Source organism: Pseudomonas sp. R5-89-07 (genome assembly GCF_003851685.1).
GTDB lineage: Bacteria > Pseudomonadota > Gammaproteobacteria > Pseudomonadales > Pseudomonadaceae > Aquipseudomonas.
Genome location: NZ_CP027727.1, coordinates 4,547,148 through 4,561,639 on the forward strand (window position 1 = coordinate 4,547,148; position 14,492 = coordinate 4,561,639).

The following is a 14,492-nucleotide window of genomic DNA, read 5'->3' on the forward strand; positions in this document are numbered from 1 at the left end:
GGGCGTTAATTGATCTGGAAAGGATAAACCGAGCCCAGTTTAAGGATTTGCGTCAGTTCATCCAGTGCCGTCCGGCACTCAAGCAACAGTTGCGGGTCAGCCAGGTCGCTTTCGCGCAGGCTCTCGCGGTAGTGCCTGTTGACCCAATCGGTCAGGGTCTCGTACAGCGGCGCGGTCATGATAACGCCTGGATTCACCGCCGCCAGTTCAGTTTCGTTCAATGCCACACGCAGACGCAGGCACGCCGGGCCGCCGCCGTTCTGCATACTTTGCTTGAGGTCGAAGACTTTTACCTCGCGGATCAACCCGCCGCTGGCCGTCAGCTGTTGCAGGTACTGCCAGACGCGCTCGTTGGCGCGGCACTCCTCCGGCACGATCAGCAGCATCGAGCCGTCAGGGCGTGTCAGCAACTGGCTGTTGAACAAGTAGGAACGCACCGCGTCCTCGACACTGACCAGGGCGCGCGGCACGCAGACCGACTGGAAGTTGCCGCCCAACGTGCCCAGCTTGCCTTGCAGCTCGGCGAGCATCTGTTCGGTATTGAGGAACGCGTCCTCATGATAGAACAGCACTTCGCCATTACCCACCGCGATTACGTCGTTGTGGAACACGCCGGCATCGATCACCGCCGGGTTCTGCTGGGCATAGACCACGCCGTCATCCTTCAAGCCGTGCAGACGCGCCACCGCCTGGGACGCCTCGAGGGTCTGGCGCGCCGGGTATTTCTGCGGGGCCGGGTAACGGGCATCGAACGCACTGCGACCGAACACAAAGAACTCGACGCCCGCCTCCCCATAGTCACGGCAAAAACGCGTGTGGTTCGCCGCGCCTTCATCACCGAACTGCGCCACCGCCGGTAACGCGGCGTGATGAGCAAAATGCTGCTGGTCGGCGAACATCGCTCCCAGCACGCGGCTGGTGGTCGGGTGTTCGATGCTGCGGTGGTACTTGCAGTTGAGGTTGGCAGCGGTGAAGTGCACGCGGCCATCGGCCGTATCGGCGCTGGGGCTGACGGTGGCGGCGTTGGCCACCCACATGCTCGACGCCGAGCAGCTCGCCACCAGCAACGGCATGGCCTGCTTGGCCGCCTGTTGAATGACTTGAGCGTCGGTGCCGCTGAAACCGAGGGAGCGCAAGGCGGCCACGTCGGGACGTTCCTGGGGTGCAAGCACGCCTTGCACAAAACCCATGTCCATCAGCGCTTTCATTTTCTGCAGGCCCTGCAACGCCGCTTCCTTGGGGTTGGAATGTTGCTGGCTGTTGCTCTGGGATGCGACGTTGCCAAAGGACAAACCGCCGTAGTTATGGGTCGGCCCCACTAGACCGTCAAAATTGACTTCACAGGATTTCATCGGCGAGGCTCCACGAACATCTGTTTTTATAGGCATCGAATGACTTGAACACACCACAAATCGATGTGGGAGGGGGCTTGCCCCCGATAGCAGCCTGTCAGTTGATGAATCAGGTGACTGACACACCGCTATCGGGGGCAAGCCCCCTCCCACATTTAGGTCAGTGTAATGCCGGGGGTTAACGTAGCTGGAACTGCCAGGTTCGGTGTTTCCAGCGACGCCACCGGGTACGCGCAGTAATCCGCCGCATAATAGGCACTGGCGCGGTGGTTGCCCGAAGCCCCTACCCCGCCGAACGGCGCGGTACTGGCGGCGCCGGTCAGCTGTTTGTTCCAATTGACGATGCCGGCGCGGCTTTCCAGCCAGAACTGCTGGTAACGCGCCTCGGAATCGGAGAGTAAACCCGCGGCCAAGCCGTACTGGGTGTTATTGGCCTCGGTAATGGCCGCCGCAAAATCAGCGTAGCGAATCACCTGCAACAACGGGCCGAACAGCTCTTCGTCCTCGCGCTCGGTCACCGCCGTCACGTCGATGATGCCCGGTGTCAGCAAGGCGGCCTGGTCCTGGGGTTGGGTCATTTCCAGCAGCGCCACGGCGCCATTGGCCAACATCAGTTCCTGGGCGTCCATCAAGGCTTTGGCCGCTGCCAGGGAAATCACCGAACCCATGAACGGCGCCGGCTGCTGGTCGAACGCACCGACTTCAATCGTTGCACTGACCGCCACCAGACGCGCCAGCAATGCATCACCCCAGGCGCCTTCCGGCACCAAGAGGCGACGCGCGCAGGTGCAGCGCTGGCCGGCGGAAATAAAGGCCGACTGGATGATGGTGTACACCGCCGCATCCACGTCGGCCACTTCGTCCACCACCAACGGGTTGTTGCCGCCCATTTCCAGGGCCAGGATCTTGTCCGGGCGCCCGGAAAACTGCTGATGCAGATGGTTGCCGGTACGGCTGGAGCCGGTGAAGAACAGACCGTCGATGCCGGGGTTGGCCGCCAACGCGATACCGGTTTCCCGCGCACCTTGCAGCAGGTTCAGTACGCCCGCCGGCAAGCCTGCGTCGATCCAGCATTGCACGGTCAGCTCGGCGACTTTCGGCGTGAGCTCGCTCGGTTTGAACAGTACGGTGTTACCCGCCAGCAGCGCCGGGACAATATGCCCGTTCGGCAAGTGGCCGGGGAAGTTGTAAGGGCCGAATACCGCCACCACACCGTGGGGCTTGTGACGCAACACAGCGGTGGCGTCGCCCAGGGGGCCGCTCTTCTCGCCGGTGCGCTCGCGGTAGCTTTGCACCGAGATCGCGATCTTGTTGGCCATGCTGGTGACTTCGGTGGCCGATTCCCACAGCGGCTTGCCGGTTTCCTCACCGATGCAGCGGGCGATCTCATCGGCGCGGCTTTTCAGGGTACTGGCGAAGGTTTCGAGCACGCTGATGCGCTCTTCCAACGAACGCCGCGCCCAGCCTGGAAACGCCTGGCGCGCAGCCTGCACGGCGGATTCGACCTGCTCGGCCGTCGCACCGTTGCCGCTCCACAGCACTTGCTGGGTCACGGGGTTACGCGATTCAAACAGTTCACCCTGGCCAGCCAGCCAGCTACCTGCGATATACAACGAATTCATTATTTCGACTCCCGGGCTGCGGACAGCGGTACGGCACGCACTTGATCACCCACCACCAGTTGCAGGCGCTTGGCGGTCTGAGGATCGACCACCAGCGTACCCGCCGCCAGGCGAGCCGGTGCGGCGGTGATGCGGCAGTCTTCGCGTTTGCGGTTATGGATCAGGAACGGCGTGGCGTCGTCCCCCGGCGTGCCGATGGCCAGCACCAGCGACTGGCTGTCGCGCACCGCACGGATCTTGCTGGTTTCACACTCCACCGCCGGGCCCGCGTCAAAAATATCCACGTAGCCCTGGTAGCTGAAGCCTTCACTCTTGAGCATGCTCAGTGCCGGCTCGGTATCCGGATGCACCTTGCCGATCACGTTGCGCGCATCTTCGGAGAGGAAGCAGCTGTACAGCGGAAACTTGGGCATCAGCTCGGCGATAAACGCCTTGTTGCCGACACCGGTGAGGTAGTCGGCCTGGCTGAATTCCATCTTGAAGAAGTGCCGGCCCAGGCTTTCCCAGAACGGCGAGCGCCCCGCTTCGTTGGACACGCCGCGCATCTCGGCGATGATCTTGTTGCCGAACAACTGCGGGAATTCAGCGATAAACAGCATGCGCGCCTTGGCCAGCATGCGACCGTTCAGGCCGTTGCGGTAATCGGCGTGCAGGAACAACGAACACAGCTCGGAGTTGCCGGTGAGGTCGTTGGCCAAAAACAGCGTCGGGATCTCGCGGTAGATGTTCAATTCCTGGGAGGCACTGACGGTCAGGCCGACCCGAAAGTTGTACCACGGCTCGCGCAGGCCGACGGCGCCGGCGATGGCCGAGATGCCCACCACCCGGCCTTCGTCGTTTTCCAGCACGAACAGGTAGTCGGCATCACCGCGCCCGGCTTCGCCGCGAAAGGTTTTTTCGGCCCAGCCCACGCGGTGGGTCAGGCGCTCTTCGTTGGCCGGCAAGGTGGTGAGGCCGGTGCCGGTGCTGCGCGCCAGATCAATCAGGGCCGGTAAATCGCTGCTGCGTACGGGACGAACGATCATGCTATCTCCTCGAACGGGCCGCTTTGCAGCCACCCGCGAAACTCTGTTTTATACCGGCTCTCAAACTGCAACGAGACGCACGCTCGCGCCTTCGCCGACGCCCAGCGCTTCGGCTGCCGCCAGGTCCAGGGTCACCGGCTTGCCAGGCGCGTAGTCCAGCTCCAGCATCACCGCACGGTAATCCTGCAACTGCGCGTTGCTCACCAGGTACTGGCGGCCGACACCCTTGACCATCTCGCCGATCTTCACCGGCACCACGCGGCTCTGGGCGATCGAACGAATGCCGGAAACCCGTGCGTGCAGGGTTGGGCCACCGTCGAAAATGTCGATGTAGTGGTCGGTCTCGAAGCCTTCGCGCATCAGGATGTCGAAGGTGATCTGCGCCCGCGGGTGCACCTGGCCCATGGCTTCCTGGGCTTCATCCGGCAGCAGCGGCACGTAGATCGGGTAGTGCGGCATCAGCTCGGCGAGGAAGGTGCGGCTTTTCAGCCCGCACAGGCGCTCGGCGGCGGCATAGTTGAGGTCGAAGAAGTTGCGGCCGATGGCGTCCCAGAATGGCGAATCACCGTTCTCGTCGCTGTAGCCAACGATTTCGGTGACCACTGAATCGGCAAAGCGCTCGGGGTGGCTGGCGACGAACAGCAGGCGGCCGCGGGAGTTGAGTTCCGACCACGGCGAACCGACCAGTTCAGGCACCACGTAAAAGCTGGTGAGCAGGCTGTTGCCGGTGAGGTCGTGGCACTGGGACAGCACGTGGATCTTGTTGTGGATCTTCAGCTCGCGGGAAGCGTGCACGAAGGTCTCGTTACGAAAGCTGTAGAACGGTTCGGAGTAACCGGCCGAGGCGACGATGGCCGAGCAGCCGGCGAGCTTGCCGGTCTCGGTGTCTTCGAGCACGAAGAAATAGCTTTCTTCGCCGTTGAAACTCACCTCGGCCGCGAAGGACGCTTCGCTGGCGGCGATCTTGTCGCTCAGGCGTTCCACATCATCCGGCAAGGAGGTGACACCAATCGGGCTGTCCGCAGCCAGACGCTGTACCTCGCCCAGATCAGCCATTTGCGCGGGGCGCATCACCAGCATGGTGTCACTCCTTAACTCGAAAAAATCATAAGAAAAAAATACCGCAAGGCCAGGTACAACACAGTTCCCAATGTGGGAGGGGGCTTGCCCCCGATGGGGGTGGGTCAGCTACAGACAAGCTGGCTGATACACCGCAATCGGGGGCAAGCCCCCTCCCACATTTGCCCTCGGTCCGGCGACAAAGGGTATAGCTATCAGGCTTGCGTCAGCGTTTTTACCGCACGTTCGAAGCGGTCCAGGCCTTCGTTGATGTCCGCTTCTTCCACCACCAGACTCGGCGCAAAACGCACCACGTCGGGGCCGGCCTGCAGGATCATCAGGTTTTCTTTCTCGGCGGCGTTGAACACGTCCTTGGCCTTGCCTTTGAACGCATCGCTCAACACGCAACCGATCAGCAAGCCCATGCCGCGGACCTGGGTGAAGATGCCGTACTGCTTGCCGATCTGCTCCAGGCGCGCCTTGAACAGGTCGTGCTTGGCATTCACGCCGGCCAGCACCTCGGGGGTGTTGATCACGTCGATCACCGCTTCAGCCACTGCGCACGCCAGCGGGTTGCCGCCGTAGGTGGTGCCGTGGGTGCCGACCACCAGGTGCTTGGCCAGGTCTTCACGGGTGAGCATCGCGGCAATCGGGAAACCACCACCCAGGCTCTTGGCGCTGGTGAGGATGTCCGGCACCACGCCGTAGTGTTGGTAGGCGAACAGGTGGCCGCTGCGGCCCATGCCGGTTTGCACTTCGTCGAACACCAGCAGCGCGTCATTCGCGTCGCACAGCTCGCGGGCACCTTGCAGGTAAGCCAGCTCGGCCGGCAGTACGCCGCCCTCGCCCTGGATCGGCTCCAGCACCACGGCGCAGGTCTTGCCCGACACGGCGGCTTTGAGCGCGGCCAGGTCGTTGTAAGGCACGTGGGTGATGCCGGTGATTTTAGGCCCGAAACCGTCGGAGTACTTGGACTGGCCACCGACGTTCACGGTGAACAGGGTACGGCCGTGGAAGCTGTTCAGCGCGGCGATGATTTCGTACTTCTCGCTGCCGAAACGGTCGAACGCAACGCGACGGGCCAGCTTGAAGGCGGCCTCGTTGGCTTCGGCGCCGGAGTTGCAGAAGAACACACGCTCGGCAAAGGTGGCGTCGATCAGCTTGTGTGCCAGGCGCAACGCCGGCTCATTGGTGAACACGTTGGAGACATGCCACAGCTTGTTGGCCTGCTCGGTCAGTGCGCCGACCAGCGCCGGGTGGGCGTGGCCCAGTACGTTGACCGCGATGCCGCCGGCAAAGTCGATCAGCTCGCGACCGGCCTGGTCCCACACGCGCGAACCCGCGCCACGTACGGGAATGAAGGCGGCAGGTGCATAGTTTGGCACCATCACCTGGTCGAAATCGGCACGTTGCACCGGGGCTTGCTCAACGGACATCGGAGTCTCCTGAAGAGGAACGCCTGCCTGGAACTGGCGGGCGATGCAGGGATTGTAAGGACAGTTTTCAGTGCGGCCTTGCCGCCAAGCGACAACTTCTTATAGCGCCAACCCGCGTTTTACGCGGGTTTACGCCAATGCGACAAATAGCGTCGCAATGGCGCAGTTTAAACCCATAGCGAAGATTTGCAGCAGGCTCGCGAACATATCAATGGCAATCGCCCGACCTGCGCAATGTATGCACCCCATCCCGCGCTCGGGATTTTGATTTGCTGGGGCTTCCTTTACCCAAGAGCCCTATCCGATGCCACTCACCCAAGCGCCTGAGCACTACACCCCGCTGACCAACCCTCTTCCCGACTGGCTTGGCCAGGCCTCGCCCGCCCGGCGCCAGGCGTTGGAACTCAACACAAGCCCCCTGCCCGCCAGCATCAAGAACGCAACGGCGCCGCATCACGAACGTTTGCAAGCGCTGATTGCCGGTTATATGACGCTGCAAAACAGCATCGACCAACGCCTTGAGAAGCTCCAGGATGCCCATGGGTTCGCCGAGCCAATCCTGCAGAAAGCCTTGAAAGCGCGCTTCGGCCTGGACCTGGACGTCAGGTCTACGTTCCTGCGCCTCTACATACCGGTCACTGTACCTGGCTTTGCGATCACAACCGGGGCCAGAGCCTGGACAGTCTCGCTACTGGATGCGGCGCTGCATAATTTCGAAGCGAGAGAGACCGAGGACACAGCCTTTGAGGCCGACTCAACCTTTATCACCCAGCCCACCCAGACAGGTCAGTTCGACACCCTGCCGCTGATCGCCGCCCGCATAGGCATCCCGGCGTTCACTGCGCTGTGTCGCGAGCTGGATATCGGCCAACGTTACAAAACCTATCTGGACGACAACCTCGGCGTCACCAACCGCCTGGTCGCCCAGGTCCTGGAGCCGCAAATCAAAGCCAGCCAGGAAGCTGCGCTGCGCGTTGCACTGCAGTTGGCGCGAATGAATCGCGATATCAGCGAGGATTACTGGCGCCTGATCGACGGCTGGCTCAACGGGGTGCAAGGCATACGCATGGGCGGCCAGGCATTGTTGTGCCACGACTTTACGATGATGTCGGCATCACTGCCGGGCATCCTGGTGTTCGCCCCGGACCTCGAGCAGGCCAGCACCACCGTCAGGGTTGTGGCCTATGTGCCGGATGACCCTGAGCACCCCATCAAGGAATATGCCTCGACCGCCGAGATGATGCAGGAGCTGACACGCCAGTTGCGCAAAGCCGATTACCAGAGGTTCTTCAGCCGCTTCGTGGCCCATGAACAGCGCGGCTATTTTTTCTCTGACCTGAATCGACGCTTGTCCAGGGTGACCTGGCATAAGGCCGAAAAAGGCAGCGCTTTGCCCAGCTGGCGCGATACGCCCATCGACCAGCCAAACCTGCAGTTCTACATGACACCGATCACCGGTGATCTATGGCCACACCTCTATACCCGCAAGCTCAATCGGATTCTCAACGATGCCAGCGTCATCGCCGTCCCTACCGCCACAGTCGATCGCAACGAGCGGTGGGCGATCTGGGACTCGTTCGTCAAAGTCGTCTCATCTATTTTTGAAACCGCCGTATTCGTGGTGGCGCCATTCATCCCTTTTCTGGGCGAAGTGCTGATGGCTTACATGACCTATCAGATGCTCAACGAATTGTTCGAAGGTGTCATCGAATGGGCAGAAGGGCAGACCACCGAAGCTGCCGAAAACCTCTGGGGTGCGGTGAAGGCGCTGATCCAAATGGGTGCTTTCGGGGCGGGCAGCGCAATTGCCTTGGGCGAACTGCCCAAAGTGCTGCCCGCCAAGGTGCTGGCGTTCCTCGACCGCTTCAAGCCCGTCAAATTGCGCAACGGTAAAACCCTGTACTGGAAACCTGAACTGGAGCGCTACAGACAACCGCCGCCCAAAAGCGGTATCCGCCCAAGCCCGTTGGGCCTGCTGGAACACAACGGCAAAACCTTGCTGCCCATCGACCAGGCGCATTATTCAGTCAGCCCATCGCCATTGCCGGGGCGCTATCAGATCGAGCATCCGACCCGGCCGGATGCTTACCAACCCACGGTATTTCATAACGGCGATGGCGCCTGGCACACGGAGCTTGAACAACCCCTGGCGTGGGACACCCACACCGTATTGCTGCGGCTCGGCCACCGCGTCGAGGGGTTCTCGATGGCCGAGCGCGATAAGGTTCTGAGCATCAGCGGCTCCTCGGCGGACGCCGTGCGCAAGATGCATGTGAACCATGAATCGATACCGCCTTTGCTGGCCGACAGCATTACCCGCTTCCAGATCGACCAAGACCTGCAGCGTTGCATCGATCAGCTCTCCCACCCTCAGCCCAGGCAATACCTGAAGGCTGACCCGCTGTTGCAACTGCAACTGCTGCAGCGCGATCGCCTGTGGCCACGCAACCGTCGGCTGCAATGGGTCAATGAGCGTGGCGAGATACTTTGGCAGTCCAGCGACGATGCCTCGCGCCTCGCCACAGTCATCAAGCGCCATCGCCTGGTTGACGGCGACGTGCTCAAGACGTTGTTGCAGGCCCTCAGCGAAAGCGACATCAAAGCCCTGCTGGGTGAAGAGTTCGCCGTCACCCAGACCCTGAACGTGCGCACCCGTCTGCTGCGCGCGAAACTGGCGCGACTGGCCGAAAGACACCGGATCGAGCTGTTCGAGGAGCACTACCGGGCGCTGGAAAAGATCGAAGACCCTTTGCAACAGCAAATTGCCAAGCATGCGCCGCAACTGCCCAGCAGCCTCACCCGCGAGTTGCTCACCACCGCCACCGGCGAGCAGTGGCTGGAACTCGGCCAGGGCCGCTGGCCGCAAGCCCAACAGCAGTTGGCTGCCTTCGCGGGCCAGGAACTGCGCGTCAGTCGCGCCTACGAAGGGCTGGAACTGGACTCGGTGCGCAATACCGAAACGGACACGCTGGCCTTGCACAGCCTGGCGCGCCTCTCGGGCTGGCCAAAGGACCTGCGCCTGGAAATCCACGACCTGGCCTTTGACGCAACATTGCTCGACAGCAGCGGGCCTGCCGACGCGACAATGAAAAAGGTGCTGGTTCGAAAAGCGGACGGCACCTACCAGCCCTATGACGACGAAGGCCTGGAGCTGTCCGCACCCACCGATTTCTACACCAGCGTGCTACAGGCTTTGCCAGACTCCGGGCGCCAGGCAGTGGGCATTCATATTGGCGAGGGCGCCAGACTCAAGCAGGCGATCCGGGACAACCCGCTGCCGCGAGATGATCTGCGGGTGGCCATCGCCCCCGAGCCGATCAAGCCGCCGGCCGTTGATACCTTGCGCCTGCTGGGCTTGGACGGCTACCGCCCCCTTGCGCAACAGGCGCCTCGCACACTGGAACAACACATCCGGGAGATTTACCCAGGCGCCTCCAACGAGCAAATAGACAGGTTCGTCCAACGCTTGCAAAACCATCCCGATGGGCCTCTCGCGGGACTGGCACGGCTGCGCGGCGAATATGCACAGCTGCGCGACGACCTGACCCACTGGATCACCACCACCCCAGTCAACGACCCCGGCAGCGGCCTTGCACTGGCACCTGCCGACTATCAGGCCGCACGACACAACCGCGCCCTGTTCGCCCAACGAGTAGACGCGTGCTGGCGTCGCGAACCCAGCAGCACTCACCTTGCCACGCTGAGCTTTGCCGAGCCGATAGTCGGCGACCTTCCCGAACTCAGCGCCGACTTCAGCCATGTGTCCGCCCTGGAACTCAACGGCAACCAAAGTAGCCGAGGCATCGAACGTTTCCTGCAATCGTTTGGCCAACTGCTGCGCCTTGACCTGCGCAACTTTCCCCTTCAGACACTGCCGCAAGCCATTGCGACGATGCCACGGTTGCGGCAACTGAGACTGCGCAATTGCGCGCTGACGCTCACGCCGTCCAGCCAGACGGCACTGTCTTCAATGACGCTGCTGACCACCCTGGACCTGCGGGGCAATCCGCTGGGACTGGTACCCAATGTCGAGTCCATGCGTGCGCTCTCCCACCTGCAACTGGAAAACACCGGCATTTCGGTACTGCCCACCGGGCTGCTGCGCCTTGCGCGCCTGCGTACCGTCAACCTCGGCAACAACCAGTTCACCGCGTTGCCGGATGCCGTGTTTGCGCTTGACTCGCGCATCGCGAACACCCTGGATTTTGCGCAAAACCCCCTCACCCACGCCGCCCGCGAGCGCATCAAAACTTACTACGCCGCGAGCAAGCACCACTTTGGCGTGCTGCCAGAGCCAGGCGATATCACCCGCGTGCGCACACTGTTTCCGGCTCTCGATCAACTCCAGGCAAGCTGGCTGATCTATGAATTGCCCAGCACATTGCTCCAGGGACGAATTCAAATGACGCAATGGGAAGGCGAAATACTCCAGCTGACCTCCCAACTGTCGCACTGGGCCAGGCAGGTTCCGGCGCTCAATCCCGTGAACGGCGAGGCCTATACAGCGGCCGAACAACTGGAGGAACTGGCGGCGCGGGATGCATTTTCCACACAGTTGGAGAACCTCTGGCGCACTCGTGCGACAAGGCCGCCGTTTGCATGGGCGGACAGTTTTGTGGCCCATCCAAAATTCATGGGAGACCTACCGGCGTTTGCGACCACCTTTGATCATGTCGCCAGCCTGACATTGGCGGGCAGCCGCGCGGTGCGTGCGACCCCGTCGTTCTTCGAACGCTTTCCGCATTTGCGCAGCCTGCACCTGGACAGTTTCACCCTGGACCAACTGCCCCAGACCCTGAGCCATTTGCCGCAACTGACTACGCTCACCCTGGACCGATGCGGCGTGACGATGACCACGCCGCTGCAGCGTCGCCTGGCATACCTGCGTAACCTCCAGTCACTCGCGCTGCCCAACAATCCTCTGGGCACCGCCCCCGACATTGCTGCCCTGCCACGCTTGAACTATCTGGATCTTTCCAACGCCAACCTGTCCCAGGCACCCGCCGGCCTGGCAAACCATCCACGCCTTGAGACGTTCATCGTCAGCGGCAACCAGATCACCAGCCTGCCTGACGCGTTGTTCGGGTTGCCTGCGCAAAAAAGCCAAGGCTACAGTTTCTCCAACAATCCATTGACGCTCGGTACCCTGGAGCGGATCAAGACGTACTCCCGCGATACTGGCCAAGACTTCGGGGTGGCCGCGGCCCCAGCGGACGTCGAGGCCACCCAGGCCTTGTTCCCCAGCCTGGCCAGGGAAGAAGCCAGTGACATCTTCTACGCCTTACCCGGCTCCCTGGAGCAAAGCCGCAGCCAGCTCAAGCACTGGAAAGCCGAGTTCCAGCTGCTGAGCGAGACGCTCACGACCTGGAGAGCCGATATTCCTGAACACCATCCGGCCACCGGGGCACGCTTGAGCATTACACAAAGACTGGGGGAGTCCACGGCCAGAAACACCTTCGCCGATCAATTGATCGCATTATGGCGTGCGCGAGCGCCAGATACGCCCAGGCACAGAGCAACATCCCTGCTAACCTCCGCGCCCTTCATCGGCGACCTGCCCACGCTACCGGCAGATTTCAGCCATATTTCCACACTGGCACTGCAAGGCAATCCCGCGCTTGGCTCAGTCTCGGCCTTTCTCGACACCTTTACCGGCTTGCAGCATCTGGGCATACAAAACACCCTGCTCGGCCGGATTCCATCGGCGGTTGCCCGCCTGCCTTCACTGGAAAGCCTGCACCTGAACCTGTGCGCAATTACCCTGACATCCTCCGGCCAACCCAACTTCCCAGCACTGCCTCGGCTCGAAATGCTGAGCCTGAACGACAACCCATTGGGGATCGCGCCTGATATTGGCGCCTTGCCAGCGCTGAAGCGCCTGACATTGTCGAACACGGGTATCTCTGCGATACCCGACAGCCTCGCCGAACACCAAGGCCTTGTCATCGCCCAGCTCAATCACAACCAGATCAGCGAACTGCCGGACAGCCTGTTCAATCCGGTGGATCGAGACCTGAGTGGGTTCAACTTCGCCAACAATCCGCTTTCATTAGCCAGCCGCGAGAAAGTAAAAGCCTTGTTTGCGCGTACCCAGCAGAACCTTGGCGTGCCGATCCCACAGGCCGATATTCAGCGCGCCATCCACCTGTTTCCCTCGCTCACCGAGCCATATGCCAACACGCTGCTGTATCAGCTTCCCGGCACGCTGCTGGAGGGGCAAGCACAACTCACACGCTGGGAGGCCGAGCTGCAGCAACTGCGCGATGAGTTGGAACAATGGGTTACCGCTCTGCCTGAACAGCATCCGGTCACCGGCCAACCGTTCAGCGCCAATGAGAGAATCGAGCAACTGAATGCCAGGCGCGTGTTGCGCGACAACCTGGAACACTTCTGGCGCAGCAGGGACAGCGATAATCCGCTCGCCAGGCCCAGCGGGATGTTACTGAACCTACCGCATGTCGGCGAGATGCCCACGTTGAGCGCAGACTTCAGCTTCCTGTTGACACTGGTTTTCCGTGGTAACCGTCACATGCGGGTAACCGATCAATTCCTCACGCGTTTTACCGGCTTGGTCAACCTTGAGATACATAACGTGGCACTGGATCGGCTGCCCCAGGCGCTCACCGAAATGCCCGACCTTGAACACTTAACGCTTAATAATTGTGGCGTTGTGCTGGACGCCGAAGGCCACAGCATCCTTGTCTCGCTGCGCAACCTGCTAAGCCTGGACCTGAACCGCAATCCGCTGGGACGCACCCCCGATATCCAACACCTGCCGCGTCTCATCCATCTCGACCTTTCCGATACCGGCATCACCGATGTTCCCGCCAACCTGGCGCGCCCAAACATGCTTGAAGCTGCGCTGTTTACCGACAACCAAATCAGCGAGCTGCCCGACGCGCTGTTCGAACTGCCCGCAGAGGCCGCCAACGACTTCGTCTTTGCGAATAACCCGCTGAGCGCCCGGACGCGTGACCGGATCAGAACCTACTATCGAACAACAGGAGCAAACTTCAGCGTACTACCGGAACCGCATGACCTTGCCAGGGTACAGTCACTTCATCCCAACCTGGACGACGTGGCCGCCAGCACCTATTTCTACAACCTGCCGGGAACAACGGCCGAAAGCCGAATTGCACTGACCCGTGAGGAAGCAGAACTCAGCGAGTTGACTCGAGAACTCATCCAATGGGTAAACGCAATCCCTGACGATCCGCTTACCGGGCAGCCTTTGGAGGCAGCAGAACGGACTGTGCAGGAAACACGGCGCGACCGGTTCAAAGAAGAGCTGCTGACGGCATGGCGCAAGCGGCCTCACGAAGGCTCGGATGCCGCCGACTTCGAACTTGCGTGGCACCTGCCATTGATGGGAGAGCTGCCGACGCTAGGGCAAAAGTTGGAGTCGGTACTTAGCCTGATTCTTATCAACAATAGCGCGACCGCTCCCAGGCTTGGACGCTTCCTGGAGGCGTTCCCCAACCTGGACAGCCTGACGATTCAACGGTACGACTTGGGCGAGCTGCCGCAGGCGATTTCCCGAATGAGCCGGCTCAACGAGCTGAACCTGCCGGAATGCAGGATCCGCCTGACAACCGATAGCGTAGCCAAACTCGGCGAGATGACGCAGCTCACCATACTGAACCTGCGAAATAACACGTTGGGCATCACCCCGGACCTGAGCAACCTGAAACGTCTTGAAAGTCTGAACCTGACAGGAACCGCCATTACGCACATTCCGGAGGGTGTACTCGATAACCACCAGTTACACAGCGTCTCCCTGGCCGACAACCAGATCACCGAGATGCCGGAAGCGCTGATGCAAGTACCGAGCGAAGTCGGCGCCTATTACAACCTGAGCGACAATCCGTTCTCGGCGCAAAGCCTGGACACCATCCGAGCGTACTACCATGCCACGGGCAACACGCTGAGCGTGCGGGAAGTTGCTGCAGCGCCGGGGGGTACGCCGCTGCCTGTCGAGGATTGAAGTGCGCAGCCGTT

General features: G+C 61.4%; 6 protein-coding genes. 1 reads left to right on the forward strand and 5 read right to left on the reverse strand.

Annotation, left to right across the window (positions count from 1 at the left end; genetic code table 11):
* Window positions 1–5 precede the first annotated feature (5 nt).
* The 5 genes from astB to C4J94_RS20775 form a co-directional block, all read right to left on the reverse strand.
* Window positions 6–1,352 carry an N-succinylarginine dihydrolase gene (astB, locus tag C4J94_RS20755; RefSeq protein ID WP_124387844.1) on the reverse strand — a complete coding sequence of 449 codons (1,347 nt, stop codon included), beginning with the start codon at window positions 1,350–1,352 and terminating at the stop codon, window positions 6–8.
* A 155-nt stretch (window positions 1,353–1,507) separates the two neighbouring features.
* Window positions 1,508–2,977: a succinylglutamate-semialdehyde dehydrogenase gene (gene astD / locus C4J94_RS20760; RefSeq protein ID WP_164485621.1), complete on the reverse strand. Its 1,470-nt coding sequence runs from the start codon at window positions 2,975–2,977 to the stop codon at window positions 1,508–1,510.
* Window positions 2,974–3,999 carry an arginine N-succinyltransferase gene (gene astA, locus C4J94_RS20765; RefSeq protein WP_124387846.1) on the reverse strand — a complete coding sequence of 342 codons (1,026 nt, stop codon included), beginning with the start codon at window positions 3,997–3,999 and terminating at the stop codon, window positions 2,974–2,976. Before astA ends, astD begins: the two co-directional genes overlap by 4 nt.
* A 60-nt stretch (window positions 4,000–4,059) precedes the next feature.
* Window positions 4,060–5,079 carry an arginine/ornithine succinyltransferase subunit alpha gene (gene aruF / locus C4J94_RS20770; RefSeq protein WP_003175655.1) on the reverse strand — a complete coding sequence of 340 codons (1,020 nt, stop codon included), beginning with the start codon at window positions 5,077–5,079 and terminating at the stop codon, window positions 4,060–4,062.
* A 194-nt stretch (window positions 5,080–5,273) separates the two neighbouring features.
* Window positions 5,274–6,494 carry an aspartate aminotransferase family protein gene (locus tag C4J94_RS20775; RefSeq protein WP_124387847.1) on the reverse strand — a complete coding sequence of 407 codons (1,221 nt, stop codon included), beginning with the start codon at window positions 6,492–6,494 and terminating at the stop codon, window positions 5,274–5,276.
* Window positions 6,495–6,798: 304 nt separating this feature from the next.
* Here C4J94_RS20775 and C4J94_RS20780 point away from each other — a divergent pair, with 304 nt between their 5' ends.
* Window positions 6,799–14,478 (forward strand): dermonecrotic toxin domain-containing protein, encoded by a 7,680-nt coding sequence (locus tag C4J94_RS20780; protein WP_124387848.1) that lies wholly within the window; start codon window positions 6,799–6,801, stop codon window positions 14,476–14,478.
* Window positions 14,479–14,492: the final 14 nt, after the last annotated feature.